Source organism: Enterobacter cloacae complex sp. AR_0002 (assembly GCF_001922365.1).
Lineage (GTDB): Bacteria > Pseudomonadota > Gammaproteobacteria > Enterobacterales > Enterobacteriaceae > Enterobacter > Enterobacter hormaechei_C.
This window is the reverse complement of sequence record NZ_CP018814.1, coordinates 4516249-4534300: the sequence shown is the minus strand read 5'-3', so window position 1 is coordinate 4534300 and position 18052 is coordinate 4516249. Positions and strand designations below refer to the sequence as shown.

Annotated in this window: 17 protein-coding genes, 1 tRNA gene and 1 pseudogene; 13 read left to right on the top strand and 6 right to left on the bottom strand. The window is 49.1% G+C overall.

The annotated features are described in order from the left end of the window. The first annotated feature begins 109 nt into the window (after window positions 1-109). Both AM329_RS22510 and AM329_RS22505 read left to right on the top strand, forming a co-directional pair. Window positions 110-1747 carry a sensor histidine kinase gene (locus tag AM329_RS22510; protein ID WP_003862446.1) on the top strand — a complete coding sequence of 546 codons (1638 nt, stop codon included), beginning with the start codon at window positions 110-112 and terminating at the stop codon, window positions 1745-1747. Beyond that, window positions 1737-2429, top strand: coding sequence for a response regulator (locus AM329_RS22505; protein WP_003862448.1), 693 nt, complete (start codon window positions 1737-1739; stop codon window positions 2427-2429). Before AM329_RS22510 ends, AM329_RS22505 begins: the two co-directional genes overlap by 11 nt. Before the next feature lie 93 nt (window positions 2430-2522). Here the strand turns inward: AM329_RS22505 and AM329_RS22500 are convergent. Continuing rightward, a pseudogene (locus tag AM329_RS22500) lies at window positions 2523-4658 on the bottom strand (ornithine decarboxylase). Window positions 4659-4839: 181 nt separating this feature from the next. Here AM329_RS22500 and AM329_RS22495 point away from each other — a divergent pair. Both AM329_RS22495 and AM329_RS22490 read left to right on the top strand, forming a co-directional pair. Then, the gene (locus AM329_RS22495; protein WP_003862452.1) at window positions 4840-5553 is read left to right on the top strand and encodes a DUF554 domain-containing protein; all 714 of its coding nucleotides are present in this window, start codon (window positions 4840-4842) and stop codon (window positions 5551-5553) included. Window positions 5554-5648: 95 nt separating this feature from the next. Then, window positions 5649-5724: transfer RNA gene (locus tag AM329_RS22490), tRNA-Phe, on the top strand. Between the two features lie 595 nt (window positions 5725-6319). Here the strand turns inward: AM329_RS22490 and AM329_RS22485 are convergent. Next, window positions 6320-7738 (bottom strand): hypothetical protein, encoded by a 1419-nt coding sequence (locus AM329_RS22485; protein ID WP_032610111.1) that lies wholly within the window; start codon window positions 7736-7738, stop codon window positions 6320-6322. 540 nt (window positions 7739-8278) lie between these two features. Between AM329_RS22485 and AM329_RS22475 the strand changes: the two genes are divergently transcribed. Beyond that, window positions 8279-9466 (top strand): site-specific integrase, encoded by a 1188-nt coding sequence (locus AM329_RS22475; protein ID WP_032610113.1) that lies wholly within the window; start codon window positions 8279-8281, stop codon window positions 9464-9466. Window positions 9467-9517: 51 nt separating this feature from the next. On the opposite strand, the gene AM329_RS22470 is transcribed toward AM329_RS22475, so the two are convergent. The 4 genes from AM329_RS22470 to AM329_RS22450 form a co-directional block, all read right to left on the bottom strand. After that, on the bottom strand, window positions 9518-9868 hold the full coding sequence (locus AM329_RS22470; protein WP_032610114.1) for a hypothetical protein: 351 nt from the start codon (window positions 9866-9868) through the stop codon (window positions 9518-9520). A gap of 75 nt (window positions 9869-9943) precedes the next feature. Beyond that, window positions 9944-10540 (bottom strand): hypothetical protein, encoded by a 597-nt coding sequence (locus AM329_RS25825; protein WP_045135561.1) that lies wholly within the window; start codon window positions 10538-10540, stop codon window positions 9944-9946. A 210-nt stretch (window positions 10541-10750) separates the two neighbouring features. Then, window positions 10751-11866, bottom strand: coding sequence for a DUF927 domain-containing protein (locus AM329_RS22455; RefSeq protein ID WP_045135562.1), 1116 nt, complete (start codon window positions 11864-11866; stop codon window positions 10751-10753). A gap of 61 nt (window positions 11867-11927) precedes the next feature. After that, window positions 11928-13259, bottom strand: coding sequence for a tyrosine-type recombinase/integrase (locus AM329_RS22450; RefSeq protein WP_032610116.1), 1332 nt, complete (start codon window positions 13257-13259; stop codon window positions 11928-11930). 599 nt (window positions 13260-13858) lie between these two features. Between AM329_RS22450 and AM329_RS22445 the strand changes: the two genes are divergently transcribed. The 8 genes from AM329_RS22445 to AM329_RS22410 all read left to right on the top strand — a co-directional run bounded on the left by AM329_RS22445 (window position 13859) and on the right by AM329_RS22410 (window position 18023). Next, entirely contained in the window at window positions 13859-14212 is a 354-nt protein-coding gene (locus tag AM329_RS22445; RefSeq protein WP_023337776.1) for a hypothetical protein, read from the top strand. Next, on the top strand, window positions 14205-14636 hold the full coding sequence (locus AM329_RS22440) for a hypothetical protein (RefSeq protein ID WP_050596928.1): 432 nt from the start codon (window positions 14205-14207) through the stop codon (window positions 14634-14636). The genes AM329_RS22445 and AM329_RS22440 overlap by 8 nt, the downstream gene beginning before the upstream one ends. Before the next feature lie 47 nt (window positions 14637-14683). Next, a complete protein-coding gene (locus tag AM329_RS22435) occupies window positions 14684-15112 on the top strand; it encodes a DUF2787 family protein (RefSeq protein WP_023337778.1) in 429 nt (142 codons plus the stop codon). A 58-nt stretch (window positions 15113-15170) separates the two neighbouring features. Next, the gene (locus AM329_RS22430; RefSeq protein ID WP_032610117.1) at window positions 15171-15635 is read left to right on the top strand and encodes a lecithin retinol acyltransferase family protein; all 465 of its coding nucleotides are present in this window, start codon (window positions 15171-15173) and stop codon (window positions 15633-15635) included. Next, window positions 15623-15853, top strand: a complete 231-nt coding sequence (locus AM329_RS22425; protein WP_157843390.1) for a DeoR family transcriptional regulator — start codon at window positions 15623-15625, stop codon at window positions 15851-15853. The genes AM329_RS22430 and AM329_RS22425 overlap by 13 nt, the downstream gene beginning before the upstream one ends. 74 nt (window positions 15854-15927) lie before the next feature. Further along, a complete protein-coding gene (locus tag AM329_RS22420) occupies window positions 15928-16314 on the top strand; it encodes a hypothetical protein (protein WP_223870270.1) in 387 nt (128 codons plus the stop codon). Between the two features lie 143 nt (window positions 16315-16457). Next, window positions 16458-17207, top strand: coding sequence for a DUF3944 domain-containing protein (locus AM329_RS22415; RefSeq protein ID WP_032610118.1), 750 nt, complete (start codon window positions 16458-16460; stop codon window positions 17205-17207). Between the two features lie 102 nt (window positions 17208-17309). Further along, window positions 17310-18023, top strand: a complete 714-nt coding sequence (locus tag AM329_RS22410) for a YafY family protein (protein ID WP_032610119.1) — start codon at window positions 17310-17312, stop codon at window positions 18021-18023. Window positions 18024-18052 lie beyond the last annotated feature (29 nt).

The following is an 18052-nucleotide window of genomic DNA, read 5'->3' as shown; positions in this document are numbered from 1 at the left end:
CTTTTACAGGCTGCGCTGTGCAAGGGATCACAAGTTTTCGGCAAAGCGGGCATCCTGGCCTTAAAAGATGATATATTCAGCCGACCTGTTGATATCTCGCGTGATAGTTATGAAAGTATCGTTTCAGATCAAGCTGTTTATTTCGCTGGTCGCCTTTTTCTCAGTGCTGTTCGCATTACTGGGCGGATATTATTATGTCGATGTCGGCAGGCAGCTTTATCAGGAAATGAGCGCGCGCGCAAAAATACAGGCTGAAGAAATTGCGCTTATTCCAACCCTGCGAAAAGAAGTCGAACAAAAGGATATCCAGGGCATCCATGACTTTATGCAGAAAATAGCCGCCCGCAGCGACGCCAGTTTTATTGTGATTGGTGACAATAAGGGGCTGCATCTTTTCCACTCCGTGTTTGCCGACCGGGTAGGCAAAACGCTGGTTGGCGGAGATAACGACGAGGTATTACACGGCAAAAGTACCATCACCATCCGCAAGGGCGGGTTAGGCATTTCACTGCGCAGCAAAGCGCCCATTTTTAATGATGCCGGGCAGGTGGTGGGGATTGTTTCGGTAGGCTATCTCACAAGCTATCTGGACACCATCACCGTCAGCAAGGTGGTTAATATCCTGATTGCCGCCGTGCTGCTGCTTATCGCCCTGTTTATTTTCTCCTGGTTCTTCACCCGCAGCATCAAGAAGCAGATATTCTCTCTGGAGCCGCGCGAAATCGGCCTGCTGGTGCGCCAGCAAAAGGCGATGATGGAATCCATTTATGAAGGGGTGATTGCCATCGATGACGATCTCCGCATTGAGGTGATCAACCAGGCGGCGCGTAAATTATTAGGCTTACGCCAGCCCGCCCGCGAACTGCGGGGTCAACTCATCAGCCAGGTGATCGCGCCCGTCCCGTTCTTCAATGCGCAAACCATGCTTGCGAAAGACACCCACGATGAGATCTGTCGCTTTAACGATCTCACGGTCATTGCCAGCCGGGTGCGGATAATGCTGGAAGATGCATTGCAGGGCTGGGTGATCACCTTTCGCGATCGCAACGAGATCGACTCGCTCAGCGCCCAGCTCAGCCAGGTGAAGCGCTACGTTGATAACCTGCGCATCATGCGCCATGAACAGCTGAACCGCATGACTACGCTGTCCGGCCTGCTGCATATGGGCCGTTATGACGAGGCAATTCGCTACATACAGGCGCAGTCGGAACACGCTCAGGAGCTGCTGGACTTTATCTCGTCCCGCTTTAGCTCTCCGACGCTGTGTGGTTTGCTGCTTGGAAAGGCCGCCCGCGCGCGTGAAAAAGGCGTTGAGCTGAGTTTCGATCCGGCCTGCCGGGTGGATAAACCGTTCCTGCCGCTGCTCGAATCGGAACTTATCTCGATCATCGGGAACTTGCTGGATAACGCCATTGAAGCGACCCAGCGTGCACCGCTCCCGCATGCCCCGGTGGACGTGCTGATAAAGCTGAACGAGCAGGAACTGATTATTGAAGTCGCCGACCAGGGCGTCGGCATCACACCGGAGATCCGCGACCGGATCTTTGAGCGCGGCATCACCACCAAAACGCGCGGCGATCATGGTATTGGCCTGTATCTGATTGAAAGCTATGTCACACAGGCTGGCGGTGCAATTGAAGTTGCCGATAACACCCCACGCGGTGCCATTTTCTCACTGTTTATTCCCGCCACGGGAACGGCCCGGCACCCCGTACAGGAACTGGAAGATACCGACTATGCAACATGAACTTATCGACGTACTGATTGTTGAAGACGAGAACGAACTGGCGCAACTGCACGCGGAGCTTATCGGTAAACATCCGCGTCTGAGGCTGGTGGGGATTGCCGCGTCGCTGGCCGACGCGCAGGTACAACTGGAGAGCAAACAGCCGAAGCTGATGCTGCTGGATAACTACCTGCCGGACGGCAAAGGCATCACCCTTATCAGCAACCCGATGCTCACCCGCGCCAACTGCTCGGTGATTTTCATCACCGCCGCCAGCGATATGGACACCTGTAGCCAGGCCATTCGTAACGGCGCGTTCGACTATATCCTTAAGCCGGTCTCCTGGAAGCGGCTCAGCCAGTCGCTGGAGCGTTTTGTGCAGTTTGCCGAACAGCAGCGCGTCTGGAAGATTGTCGACCAGCAGAACGTGGATTCACTCTATCAGTTACAGGCGAAAAACTATCGTCTGGACAACGGCAGCAAAGGGATAGAGGAGAACACGCTGGCGCGGGTGCAAATGCTGTTTAACAACAAGGCGGCGCACTGTTTTACGGTGGATGAGGTGGTGAGCGAGACGGGCCTGAGTAAAACCACCACCCGGCGCTATCTGGAACACTGCGTGGAGGTGGGTTTTCTGACGGTGGAGATGCTGTACGGTAAGATTGGACATCCGAGAAGGATGTACAGGCGTAGTGCGACTTAACTCCCCTCACCCCGGCCCTCTCCCCAAAGGGGCGAGGGTGAAAAGACGGCTCCGTGCAATCCCCTCTCCCCTTTGGGGAGAGGGTGAGGGTCCCTACTTCAATACGTACCCATACAGCCGCTTGATCCCGTCCGCATCCTTCTCGCTGTAAACGCCCTGCAACTCTGGGGAGAAACCCGGCAGCATATTAATGCCCTCTTCCAGTGCCAGGAAGTAGCGCTGTACTGCTCCACCCCAGACTTCCCCCGGCACCACGCACAGCACGCCCGGCGGGTATGGCAGCGCACCTTCGGCGGCAATGCGTCCTTCGGCGTCACGAATACGCACCAGTTCGACGTTCCCGCGAATGTACTCCTGGTTGGCATCCTGGGGGTTCATCACCACGGCAGGCAGGCTCTCCTGACGGAACATCGCCTTCTGTAAATCCTTCACGTTAAAGCTGACGTAGAGATCGTGCATCTCCTGGCATAGCTGGCGGATCGTATAGTCGCGGTAACGCACCGGGTATTTCTGATAGATGGTAGGAAGCACATCCGCGAGCGGTGTGTCGTCTTCAATATGCTGTTCAAACTGCCCCAGCATCGCCACCAGCTGCATCAGCTTCTCCGCGCTCTCGGCTGGCGTCAGCAGGAACAGGATGGAGTTGAGATCGCACTTCTCCGGCACAATGCCGTTCTCGCGCAGGTAGTGGGCGAGAATGGTCGCCGGAATGCCGAAATCGGTATAGTGCCCTGTTTCAGCATCAATGCCCGGCGTGGTCAGCAGCAGCTTGCACGGATCGACGAAATACTGCTCGCGGGCATAGCCTTCAAAACCGTGCCATTTTGCACCCGGTTCAAAACTAAAGAAGCGACGTTCGCTGGCGATGGCCTGCGTGGGGTGATCCTGCCATGGCCGCCCCGCCACCACCGGTGGGATAAACGGTTTGATCATATGGCAGTTAGCGATGATGGCCTTGCGCGCTTCAATGCCCAACTCGACACACTCCGCCCACAGCCTGCGTCCGCTTTCGCCCTCGTGGATCTTGGCGTTCACGTCCAGCGCCGCAAACAGCGGGTAAAACGGGCTGGTGGAGGCATGCAGCATGAACGCGTTGTTCAGCCGCTTGTGCGGGCAGAAGCGCGACTGACCGCGAATATGGTTATCCTTTTTATGGATCTGCGACGTTTGTGAGAACCCGGCCTGCTGCTTGTGGACCTACTGGGTCACGAAAATTCCCGGATCGTTCTCGTTCAGTTCCAGCAGAAGCGGAGACGTTTCCGCCATCATCGGGATAAATTGCTCGTAGCCGACCCAGGCGGAGTCAAAGAGGATGTAGTCGCAAAGGTGCCCGATATTGTCGATCACCTGACGGGCGTTGTAGATCGTGCCATCGTAGGTGCCGAGCTGAATGATCGCCAGACGGAACGGGCGCGCCTCGGCGGCTTTCTGCGGCGCGACGTCACGGATCAGTTCCCGCAGCCAGGCCTCATCAAAGCAGTGCTCATCAATCCCGCCGATAAAACCAAACGGATTACGGGCTGCCTCAAGATAGACAGGCGTTGCCCCGGTCTGGATCAGCGCCCCATGATGGTTGGACTTGTGGTTGTTACGATCGAACAGCACCAGATCGCCACGAGTCAGCAGCGCATTGGTCACCACTTTATTGGCCGCCGACGTGCCGTTCAGCACGAAGTAGGTTTTATCCGCGTTGAACACTTTCGCCGCGAACTTTTGCGCGTGCTTGGCAGAACCTTCGTGGATCAGCAAATCACCGAGCTTCACGTCGGCATTGCACATATCGGCACGAAACACGTTTTCACCGAAGAAGTCGTAGAACTGCCGCCCCGCCGGGTGTTTTTTGAAAAAGGCGCCGTGCTGGTGACCCGGACAGGCAAAGGTGCTGTTTCCCATCGCCACATACTGGCTCAGGGTGTCAAAAAAGGGTGGCAGCAGGTTCTCTTCATACCGGCAGGCGGCAGATTCCAGTTCCAGCAATTCCTGTGCTTTACCCGAGATGATCGCCGTGACACCCTCTGGCACCTCTCCTGGCTCTGTTGAGAACATAAATACCGGTAGCTGAAAGCCCGTACGCTTCAGCAACGCGAGAATGCCGCTGTAGCTTTCAACAACCGTAATGACGACTGCCGCCACATCGGTGAAATCAGTGTTATCCAGCATAACCTTTTCGCGATGCGTAGAAACTTTGGATACCAGCTCGCGGCTGACGGCAATTTTCATGGTTTTCATAGGCGCAAATACCCTCACCGAACGGTGAGACAGGAAGGAGAAAATTCGCGCAATCATGTCACCTTTTATTTTCAGGTGCAAGAAGGAATCAGTATGCGTTACGCCTCCCAAAGCTAAGCGTAATCAGGGACGAACGTGCCATAATGATGCAATGCCAGTGCTTAAATAACAGGAGTTAAACGTGGTAATTGGACCCTTTATCAATGCGGGAGCCGTATTGCTGGGCGGTGTACTTGGGGCAGTATTAAGCCAGCGGTTGCCGGAGCGTATTCGCGTCTCCATGCCCTCCATTTTTGGCCTGGCGTCGTTAGGGATTGGTATCCTTTTAGTGGTGAAATGCGCCAACCTGCCGGTGATGGTACTGGCGACGCTGCTCGGCGCGCTGATCGGCGAATTTTGCTATCTGGAAAAGGGCATCAATCACGCGGTAGGCAAAGCCAAAAATCTGATTGCCCGACCGGGCAAGGCGAAGCACGGCACGCACGAGTCGTTTATTCAGAACTACGTTGCGATCATTATTCTGTTCTGCGCCAGCGGCACGGGGATATTCGGTTCGATGCAGGAAGGGATGACCGGCGATCCCAGCATATTGATTGCGAAAGCGTTTCTGGATTTCTTTACTGCCACCATCTTTGCCACCACCCTCGGCATCGCCGTCGCCGCGATTTGCGTGCCGATGTTGCTTATTCAACTGGCGCTGGCCACCTGCGCCACGCTGATCCTGCCGCTGACAACGCCAGCGATGATGGCAGACTTTACCGCCGTCGGCGGCCTGTTGCTGCTGGCGACAGGGCTGCGAATCTGTGGCATTAAGATGTTTGCAGTGGTGAACATGCTCCCTGCCCTCCTGCTCGCGATGCCGCTATCCGCGCTCTGGACGCACTTTTTCGCTTAATTTTGCGACGAAATGGTGAGAGAGTGTGCAGTCTGCACCGAAAGCAACAAATTTCGTTGACGCCGGAGGGAGGATCGGGTTTAATGCGCCCCGTTGCCCGGATAGCTCAGTCGGTAGAGCAGGGGATTGAAAATCCCCGTGTCCTTGGTTCGATTCCGAGTCCGGGCACCACTATTCATAAGGCCTCGCTGCAAAGCGGGGCTTTTTCCTTTCTTAGCTACGGTAGATTTCTGGTCGTTGCAACACGTTATTTGTTTGCTGGATTTCTCGCCATTTTCGCAGATGTTCGTTACTTTTACACACCTCAACACCCTCTGATGTGTCTCTTCCTTACCCCACTGCTACGGTCTTTCTACGGTCCTCTACGGTTCCTTTCTCTAAGATTATTCATAATGAAGCAGAGAATACGGGGGAAATGGGGGATTTCATAATTTACTTTATTTAACAACAAATTACCTTCCATTACCCCCGGGGGAAGACCGGGGAGACTCCTCTTCAGGCAAGGGGGAAGAACTCAGCGTTATCAACTCCCCTTGTCAGTCGGGTGTTTCCACCATCTACTCCACCTGTAATATTCCTGTTTTTCACCTTATGATTCTTCGCATCAGCAAAATCCCCCGCTTTCCACGTCATTAAAAAATGACTCAGCCCCATCGGAATTCCTTACCTGAACATAAACTTTGAACTGTAATACTTACATTAAACAATGTGTATTACCGATTTAAAATAGACTTAATCCAGCCCCTTATAAAGGGGCTAGATTTTGTTAGAAAATAATATTACTTATATCAGAAATAGCATTCAAAGATCCTCTATAGTCGCTCCCTGTTTTAGGAAGAATGTAAGAGTATCTGGAATCACCATTATATACTATCTTCCAATGTTTACCTTCCTCAGACAACTCAAACCCAAGTTCCTTAAGCTGCCTTGACGTTGCCTTATCCATACTCCTGTAGCCATTAAGTGCTCTTTTCAAATGAGTTTGACGCGAATTTGCTTCCATGGTTTGAGGGTTGTTGGAAATTAAAGAAGATAATATATGATTACTTCGACTGCCCTCTTTCGTATTCACAATAGCAACCTTCAGAGCTTCTATTATTACATCTTTGATCTCACCATTGAAAAAGTCAGTTTCTTCCCCTGCATTCATTACTATACTTCCTTGAGCTGAAGCTTGTGATTGAAGCATTCGAACACGATATTCTAAAGATAATATATTACTTTTGAGTTCTTCTATTGTTTCATCTTTTGCAACATTATCGGCCTCATACAAACCCATCAATTCACTTGTGTATTCACCTCTAATCTTAAGAGTATTAATAGAATCCTTAGTTCTTCTTTTTTGTATTTCACTCCATCCCCCCTCAGAGACGGGAGCCATTGTAGATGTAGCTTTTACGACATAATCAAATAATTCATCTTCAAACTCCTTCGCTGTTTTCTCACCCCGACGGTAAAAGGAGATATTTTGTCCTCGCGGCCAGTAAATTCCGACTGCACCTGCGTAAGCATTTTTAGAATTTGTCTCATTTTTTAGTTTTATTGAAAACATTTTCTCACGTGGTTCAATTAGAACATGAGCTATGCCACACACCTTTCTTGCTAATCGCTCAGGAATAATGTTATGAGGATGTTCATTGTAAAAATATTTCGAACTGACATAGATTATTGGCAGCCTGTTTTCAGTTTCTCCATTGATAACTTTTGCCGCCAACTTTAAATGCTCTTCAGAATTCGAAAGGTAATCAGGTTCTATTGATGTTTTGAAGGCATCATCCAAACCACCAGAAAATTTATCTATCAACCTAATTACTATCAAAGGTTTTTTAGGTTGAGGTGCTAAATATGCAGCCTCCTGACTAACCACACTTGATTCAACTTGGATCCATACCGTATTATTTATTAAGTTCTTATTTACAGATATATCAGTCACCCATTTGTGTGGTTCGGAAATTTTTGAATATCTGAAGCAACCTAACTGAACATCTTGGTTGCCATGAGTAATTACATCAATCCTTTCATTACTTGACTCTACATAAAAATCTTCACTAAGATAGTCACACGTTAATTGTGCAGGTATAAATTTCGTGTGTGGTGACTCATGAATCCAAGAAAAACACTCATTGAATATATCGTCAAACGAAACATCATTTGAAACATAGAAACCAGTGGAGAAAAACTTCATTGGCATTGTCCTTTTGATATGAGGTTACCTTAAGAAGATAATGAAAATTAAATTTAAAATCAACCCACAAGCCCTCCCTTCCCCCAAAAAAACAACTATATCAACTGAGATAGGGGGGGCAGAACAAAGACGATGTATTCCACATGATCATGAAATAAACCTACAACACCAAAATTAAAAAATGTAGCCCTATAAAAAACAACACCTACTAAATTAATGATTAATCATTAATGCAGAAGCATGCTCTCAAAATAAGCACATACTCTCCAATAAGGTATTTCTGGATAATGTCGCCCATATATGTAATTAAAATCAACCAAAGCACATATTATTTTTTTGAATACATCCCCCACCGGTATTTTTTCCATTAAGACCAGAAACAGACCGTAACACCTATTTTTGCGGCATTTCTCGCCTTCAATCATCTCAAGTAACACCAGCATCCCCTTCGCCACGCTAGAAAATCAACTTAGCCATTTACAACACCGTGCCGGGGATGGGTCAACCCTGACGTACTTAACACCAGTCACAGGAGGTAATATGTCCAGCCCGAAACGCTTCCGTTTTACTAATCAGCTCATTAAATCCCTGCCCCCTAACACATCAGATTCACACAGCACCGATGCCGAATACAGCGATACCGAGATTTCTGGCCTGAAGTGTCTGGTCAGCAAAGGGGAAGGACGTAAAAAATTTTTGCTCCGCTACCTCTATCATGGACGAAAACGCGCCATAGCTATTGGTCACTGGCCTGAGGTAGATGTCACCTTAGCCCGTAAGATTTCCATGGAGCATAAACGCTCACTTGCCACCGGAACTGACCCTAAGCAGGAACGTGAAAACAAGAGACAAGAAATGACATTCGATGAACTCTTTAACCAGCATTATCTGGTATGGGCAAAATCTGCAAAACGTAGCTGGGGAAAGGATTTCCAGCGCTACCGGGATCATATCCGTCCCGTCTTAGGTCTAATGCTACTGAGTGATATCACACCAGCCAGGATTCTTCGCCTCCAGCAGACGTTAAGCATTTCACTGTCAGCAGCAACCTGTAATCGTGTCATCGTACTGGTTAAAGCGGTATTTACCTGGGCAGGAAGGCGAGGCATTACCTCTATCCATCCGGCAAGAGTGGTACAGCTTCTCAGGGAGAACAACGCCCGACAGCGCTATTTCACCGAGGATGAAATTCGTCGTATTTTTCTCTCCGCCGATGATGATACCAGCACCGTCGCTGCATGCTATGTCAAACTGCTGTTACTGACCGGCCTTCGTCGTGATGAGCTGCGTCTGGCTAAGTGGGAGCATGTTGACCCGGTTAAACGCACCCTGTGGCTCCCTGAAACCAAGAATGGCTATGGACGGATTGTTCATCTTAACTCACTGGCGATGGACGTAATCAGAACGCTGCCAACACAGCGTGGAAATCCGTGGTTGTTTATCGGTAAAAAACAAGGAATGCCGCTGAACAATCCGGTCAAAGCCTTTCAGCGTATCGTGCGACGGGCGGGAATTTTCGACAAAGAAGTGTGTATTCATACCTGCCGCCATTCGGTTGCGGCGCTCATCGTTTCCCATGGTGGAACGCTGTATGACGTTCAGGCGCAGTTAGGTCATCGCAGTAGTCAGTCATCACAGCGTTATGCGCACCTTCATCCTCAGCGCTTACAAAACACCAGCCAACTTCTGGCGGAAAGGATAACAGCTCAGCTACCTTCTTTGCGATAACTGAAAAGCAGAGGCAAATGCCCCTGCTTTTTTTGAGGGTAAACTCATCAATCAGAATGGGATGTATTCATAAGCGGTCTCATCCTCATTACTTCTGGCAAGATATCGGGCTTTATTGCGAGCCTGATCGATTGATAGTGTTGGTAATTCGCCAAGATAATCATAACGAACGTTACCTTTGAAAATATAACTGGCAAAGAAACGAATCTTTTCTTTCCGGTTAATCATTGCTTTTAATTCAGGATACTCACTGTCTGTCACTTCCCTACAGATACCATAGAAATTGCATTTAGCCTGCGTCATGATAAGACCATAAAGCGTAAATGGTGGACGAATAGTTTCACAGCCTGTAATAGCGCCAGGAAAAAAGTGAGTCTCATTTAATTCGCAGAATTCAGTCATGGGGTTCCCCTTCTGTTAATTTATTCAGAATAATAAGTTTAAAGATAAGTTAGTTAACTACATTCAGATAATGCTTTAAGAAAAATTCAAATCAACACTGATAAACTCCCGCTTAATATGGTAGTAACACTTATCCATACCAGTAAGAGGACGCTTTTTGTAATGCCCTTTACTTTCTACCCGAAGAAGTTTTCGGCATGCCAGCTCCTTAGCGACTTCTCGAGCGCTTAATGAATGTTTCTGGCACCACTCTTCAAATACAGGTGCGAAGATTAAAAAATCCTCATTAGTATGGTGGATATACCCCCAGTGGTTTCCGGGTTTACGGCTCTCACGATCTTTCAGGCCGATGAAATGTGCCCCTTCCCTTTTTACAAGATCACGCTGAATATCAATCAATGCTTGCTGGACCGGGTTATATTGCACAGAGGTATCACTCAGCCAACGAACAACTATTTCCCAGACGGCGGTCGCAATTCGTTCCGGAGAGTAAGGCAAGATACCCAGTTCCTGCGCCAGCAGACCTACAGCCATTACGAAAGAAAAGCGTCGAAGCGCACGGAGTTGAACATCCGTCAGGAGATACCCTTCATCAATCAGCTCAGCCAGAAGCAGGCCTTCACATTCTGATACCTTAGCTTTAACGGATTCATGTAACCATTGATAACTCACGGGAAGCCCCTCTTCATCAGTCTGAGAAAGCAGACTACGGAGAAAAGCGGGTCCAGCCGTCCCACAGAAGTGCTCAAGTCCCGACTTAAGTTTGTCAGCATGCTGACGAATAATTTCCGGCCCCTCTCCAGGGGCTCCGGCATCTTTCGGGAAAATCTGGAGATTGATAACCCGATGCTCATGACCGCCCTGCAGGTTTTGTTTTTTTTCTCACAGCTTATGGGAAAATGATATCTCGCCGGAAGACACAAAGAACGAGTTCCACCTTAACGGTTCGCGCATCTCCTGCGTTTTATCCATACGAATTTTTGAGACACCGGATGTCAGGTTATAGATCAGGGAGGAAAGCTCTTTTCCAGAAAATGCTCCTAATTCATCAAGACATACCACGGTACCGGATTGTAAAGCAGCATGACTCTCGATACCGTTGCTCGTGGCATTCCACCGGGCAATGAGCGACGGGCCGTTACTTCCGGCATCTCCTCCATACCCGTGACACGATGCACTCAGTTGCAGCAGGATTGTTTTTCCTGTCGTGGAAAGACCATAGAAATGGAATATAGCAATATCCTGCCCGGCAAGCCCAAGCAAAGGGGATGCAAGAGAGAGCATGATGGCAAAAATTTGATAATCACCTTTTGCATGTTCAGCAATAAGTTCCTGCCACTGATCTAGCTCACCGTATTCCTTAATCCCTTCGGGGATACGCTTTACAGAAGCCGGGATAATATTTTCAAATCCGTCAAGGTCACAGAAAATAGGGGTTTTTCCGTGCAAAAAAGCGGCTTTCTTATCGATCATCCCCATAGATGGCGTCACCAGATAACACGGTAACTTCATATCCATGCACTTGAGAATGAATCTAATCAGTTCATTTTTACGAACAGGATCAATCGCAACGCCTCTGTGAGCGAGAGAGGCCATTACCCGATCAATATCGGCATACAGTTCATCCATTTTGATACGAATAGAAATAATCTTTCCAGCCTGATTCCTTGCAACAAGCAACAACTGCATATCAGACTGACTATCAGCAGAAAAGCATTTCGCATAAGGAAATACAGGTGTAAATGTAAACGGTACCGGGGCCTTACCTGAGAGTGAATAAAGCGCTTCTGCACTGGCTCCATAACCCTCCGGCAATCCCTCACGGAATACCATTTCGTTGATAACGGAAAGATCGATATCTTTATGTTGTGAAGCTTTTCTCAGCAGCTTCTTGACATCTGACCTGTCAGTTTTTTCACGATGCATATTTGACATAATTTTCGCGAGTGGTGAAAGCGCAGGTGGTAGCGTTGATAATGTTTTAGTTTCAATTGTCATTAATTCTGTCCTGTAAAATATATAACGGTATAAGCCATGTCCTGCTCTATGAATGTTTTCATTAAGTCATGTTTACAAGGTTCAAATCTGCCATCGCCCGGTTAACGGCTTCGTGGTAACGCGCCGGTGATGAGTGCAAGTAAAGTGACGTTACTTTGATCGTGCTGTGGCCCAGTAAGTCTTTGACGGTGTGAATGTCGGCCCCGCTCTCAATGAGCTTTGTCGCAAAGGTATGACGCATCTCATGGATGGTGAACGGTGGAATACCCGCAGCCTCACAAAGTCGTTTTTGCAGGCGACGCGGCTCAGCAACCGGATTGTCGGTCCCCTTGCCCGGAAATACCCAGCCTTCATCACCCAGATGCTGACGCTGTTCTGTCAGAAGAACGAACGCCTTATCACATACCGGTACACGGCGGAGTTTGCCGTTTTTGGTGTGGCGAAGAGTGATAACTTTGCGGCTCCAGTCCACATCCTCAAGGCGAAGATGACGGGTTTCCCCCAGACGCAGTCCCGTCAGGGCAAGGAACATGAGCAGAGCAAGGGCTTCATGATCGGGTTTACCATTACGCCAGCACTCACACACTTCCATCCAGCACTGAAGCTGGGAATCATCCATGGCGCGGCGATCTGACGTCACTTCAGGCAGCGCTTTGATATAAAGCGCCGGAGAGCGGTTGGTGTATCCCATGCGTATAGCCCAGGTAAACACCGCTTTAATGAGCGCCAGATGGCGGTTGCGGGTGGCTGGCTTGAGATCGAGAGCATACAGATAGCTCAGAATATCCGCCTCCGTCATACCTGCCAGCTTTTTGTCACCGAGAAGAGGGCGCAGGTATTTACGGATCTTAGAAAGGTCGGTGTTAGCTGAACGCTTAACGCCCGTGCTGAGTACGCTTTTCTCATACTCATCCACAAGCTCATTAAACGTCATTTTACTGTGAGTAAGAAAACGCTCACCGTAAGCCTCAACGGCGGTCTTGAGCTCCTGAATTATTTTAAAGGCATGCTCCCTTGCATCTTTAATTGAAATTTCCGGGTAGCCTCCTACGGCAACGTAGATATTCTTTCCGCGAATACTTTTGCGGACAATAAATTTAATGCGACCTGATGGATAGAATATTGCCTTAAGTCCGGTTAACTTCTTATCGCTGGTCTCGATTGTTTGTGCAGCTTGTACTGCACGGATTTTATATTCATCAAAAAGGGCTTTAGTAAAAACACCTCCAGTATTTTTAGGTGCAACCCCTGGATATTCTACAACATCAGATACTCCAGAGTCGGAATACCCCTGAGCTTCCACATCTACATTGAAGGAATTTTTATGAGCAGCTGTGATGCTCTTTTCATCCAGCACTTGCGTTATTTTATTTAAAGGGTAATTAACATTCATAATATGTACATGGTCCTCTGAAAATTCAGATGATAATGAGTAATTTAATATGTCGGCCAACAATGGGATAAGCTTATTTATTCGTGGCATCACTTTCAAGCCCATGAAAAATCAGCTCTTACATGCCCATTGACATTTAATACTCAAGTCAGAAAGACCATGATGATTCATCAGGAGTACTCCTGCTCAGGGAAAAGGGAAAATAGCGTTAAACCCTATAAAAAAATTGTGTTCCGGATGCATCGCCCAAAGTAAGTCAACTTTTGAGGCCCTGAAATAAGAAAATGGTAATAGACCCCACCGATTTTCGACTAAAAAACAACCCAATAAGGCATTTAAAATTAATGCTATTTAAATCAATAGATTAAAGTGATGATTTTGACAATATGCAGCCCAACTTAAGGGTAAATCAACCTTTCAACAATCAAAACCACACTCCATTAATTTTTATTATTGTGACAATCATCACATTTTACACCTGCGGGTGCTTTGATTTTGTACATTCACAAAGCTCACCAACCCCAACGACTATGAACGTAAAAAACCTCTTTTTATGCACATATTATTTCCATGTAAATCAATTCATTATGGAGATAATCATGTTCAAGCTCACGACACCCACCAGTCTTCCCCTTCTCAACCTGCCCGCCTCCGCACTGGCGGCCCTCAGCAATGAAATTCTTGGCCCCGTAGATGATATCGACCTGTTTACTGCTTTCTGGAACGAAACAAGAACCCTGCTCTGGCATCTCAACCACGACGACACTCTCCCCGAAGACCCGCTGCTGGCAGTGGCACTGGCTAACCCGGAATACGTCACCGCACTTGATGATGGCTGGTATCTCCTGCTCGGTATCGTCTGCGATAACGGACAGGGTATCTATCTGGTGTTCCCGGACACGACCGTTATCACTCAACTCCAGAACCTGATTGAGGCGCTGAACCATGAGTAAGAAAAAAGTCGCTACCGAAGCCGCCGTCACCGAAAGCTATACCGTGTTCTACGGGGGTGAAGCCGAGAAAATCAGTCCATACAGTAAGGGACTGCTGACGTATGAGCTGGGTAAGGAGGATGAAACCGGAAGCCTTGCCCTGCGTTTAACCGCCAATGGCGAAGGGGGCCTGTTCTCCCGTGAATGGATAGCGCTTGATGCGATTCACGCCATTCTGGAACAGCAGCCAGACAGCTTTCCGTCCCGTGTATTTCGCCCACTGTTTGGTCAGGGCAGCACCAATAACGCAGGGTTTCTTGCCGCTGTGCTCAGAAGTCCGGATATCTGCCTTATCGAAGCGGACAGCAGCAGACTCTTTATGCACCGTTGTTATGCCGACTGGCAACATCGTATGACGCAGCTTGCTGCGCTCAGTCAGGACTAATCCTCACTTTTTCTGTGTTCCGTTAATCCAAAATCAGGATATTCACTATGTCATCACCCGCAATATTGCAGGGCGGCTATGTGCTGCCTGTCTCCCGGTCATTCACCCAAATGCTTCTGGATATCGTCGCGCAAAAACCGCCTCATCGTCACCCCATCACCGGATTAACCATTAACTTTCGTGACCCTGAATACTCACCGGAAACGGGCGGCTGGCATCCGGTCGAAATACGCCTCACCTCTGCCGGAGAAGACTGGCAGCTCGATTACGTCACCGACTTTCACTATGCAGGGTATCCGTGGCCTGAACTTGAAAAAGATGTCGATGTGAGCTGGACGCATCAATACACGTGGCTTTCCCGCTGTGGCGATATCTCTCATATCGACGCCCGTGAGTTCTGGTCGCTATGGGAAAGTAACTTTATGGCTTACCACGATATGGGGGTTTTCACGGTCCGTACGTTGTGGGAAAGCTGAGTGTTCACTACGTTTCCCACGCATCCCCCCTCTCCCCCGTAGTAAGGAACTGAATGTTATGTACCGGCTTCTGCTGCTGAACTTCGTGGATTCATTTATCGATAACTGCATTCTGTCCTGCGTCGATGAACCGGCTTACGGCGGTATCGTGCAGTGCGAACTGCTTTTTGGCCTTGCCGCACACAGCGGTATCTATGTGGGTAATGGCAACATTGTTCATCTTGACGGTGACGGCATCGTTATCAGAAGTCAGGCCAGCGAGTTTCTTGACCGGCTCGATGGCTGGAACTCCGCTATCTCGGTGTATACCGACTGTATGGATTTAACTCCACAGGGCTGTACGCAGGCCGCTGAACGGGCAAAGGCGGCAGTGGGTCAGCGCTATACCTACAGCCTGCTGGATTTTAACTGCCACCGGTTTACTGCCCGCTGCGTTACCGGCAATTCATGCCCTGATATCTGGCTTGCCAGACACCTCGATAGATTTCAGAAAGGGGACCGATGGCGCGTATGGCAACGATGAATGTTAATCGTCGCAGGCAACACACTACCGGACAGGGAGAACGGCTTATCCGGCTGACCATGGCCCTGTTTTACGGTCAGACAATATCTGTTCGCTACATCATCCGGCAGTTTGACGTGTCTCCCCGTACAGCAAGACGGGACCTCACCCATCTGGCCTTTGTGCTGGAATCCGCTGGCCCTCACCTCTGGCGACTCTCTCCCTCTCTTAAACCCTGACTTTTTTCTCTGCCGGACATCTCCTGACCACCCCGTATGGCAGGCTGTCTCCGCTTTTCAATCCATAAGGGAACATGATGAAAATTTTAAAACTGTTAACCGCCACAATTCTGCTTTCAGCCTTCAGCCACAGCGCGTTCGCCGACGAGCAGGCTGACGCTCAGATGATAACCAACTCGACCTTCTGCGCGATGTACTCCACCCGCCTGACCCAGACCAGTGACAGCGGCCTTCAGGTAAAAGGCGTTAATCTCAATGCCCGCTTCAACGGCTCGGTATTCAACAAGGTACTTCAGGTGATGAACAAAACCTATGGCAGAACCTGGCTCGAATCAAATGCCCGTAACGGCAGCATGACCGCCATGCAGCTTTCGCAGTCGGAGCTGCTCTATAACCCCGAGTATGCCCGGCAGTGCGATGCCTTTGCGGATAAAGTGGAAAAGGAATGGCGCGGAAAGTAATCCCGACGCGTTATACCTCCATCCGGTGAACAGAAACCTGCTTTCGGGCAGGTTTTTTTTTACTTTTTTGTTTTTCAGGCGGACAAACCCTGTCCGGGGGCTTCCTTAAACTGTCAGGTCCAATATCTGCAATGAGGTGAAATATGGCTACCTACCGACACGACCCTGACCTTGAGTTTCTGCGCCACTGTCATCGTGACGATCTGGATTTACTGGTTTCTGTGCTTATCTGCGATCCGAAAGACGGACTGGCACGCATCACGGAAACGCTGACCTACGATCCTCAGTATAAAAAACACAAACCCAACCACCCGCGCTACTGGGATGCCATTGCCGCCGAGGTTCAGACGTTTGGGGCAAACAGCTTTGCCACGCTGCTCCGCTGGGGTAAAGGGGTGCTGTACCGGGAAATTCTTACCGATGCCTGCGATAAAATGAAGGTGAACTACAACAGCAAATCCAGTGTTGAAACCATTGAAATGAATCTGCTGATGAAGATCCTGGAGAAAAGCCTTGAGAAGATGACACCCGCTCAGCTAAAGACCGTGGCGGAAGAATTGCAGACAGGCTACAGCAATCCCACGCCGGAGCTGCTGACCATGGCAATCCAGGCGGGGATTAAAACATCCGGGTTTGCGGCCTATCAGATGGCACTTGTTGTCACAAATGGTGTGGCGAAAGCCCTGTTAGGCAGAGGGCTGACCGTTGCAGGAAATGCCATGCTGACGCGTACCATGGGCGCTTTTGCCGGTCCCGTGGGCTGGGTGCTCAGTTCTCTCTGGCTGCTGATTGATTTAGCCGGTCCCGCATACCGGGTGACGCTACCATCCTGCATTTTTATTGCCTACATGCGCCAGAAGCATCTTTATTCACCTGAGAATACTGACGTTTAGCACTTACATTTAAGGTATTCAGACTTTAAAAAACTTCAGAGGGCGGACAAATCCTGTCCGCTACTGCTGGCATTATTTCCCGGCTAAATTCGGAAATGATGTATGACGCTGATAACACAAGAAAACGAACATGACAGACTGGCAACCCGCCTTTCCATCATCCTGAGCCGTTTGTTTCAGGGTGAAAAGCTGCATATCGGGACGCTGGCAGAGGAATTTGGAGTGACGACGCGAACGCTGCGACGGGATTTTAACGTCCGCCTCACCTATCTTGATATTGAACAGAACAACGGCGTATATCAGCTCGCTTCGCATTACTTTCGTCGCCGCACGGAACGGGATATGAAGATACTGGCGAGACTGCTGCATCTTGACCGTCTGTTACCCGCGATGGATGCCAAACTGCTGAGCCTTCTGCTTGACGGGGAGCACCCTTCACCCTACAGGATTATGCTACCGGAGCCGCACCAGAAACCCACGCTCTTTGGTGATTTCAGCAGACTGACGCTCGCCATACTTAACCAGACCCAGGTGCGTATCAGAACCGACGAAAACGTCAGCCATACCGTTCATCCCTACCGTCTGCTTTGCAGCCATGCGGAGTGGTTTCTTGCCGGATGTACGTCATCGGGCGTGTTCGTTATTTCCCTGTCCCGAATCAGGCTGGTTGAGGTATTACCGGATACAACGTTTGAGATCGATAACACACTCATTTCGCTGATTGAACAGTCTGACTTTATGGAAGCCTTACCCCACATGAACATTATTCATCAGATAATGCATTACGGGAGAAAACAGACGAATAATCGTAATTAAAATCACAACATATTATTAGTGATGATTAA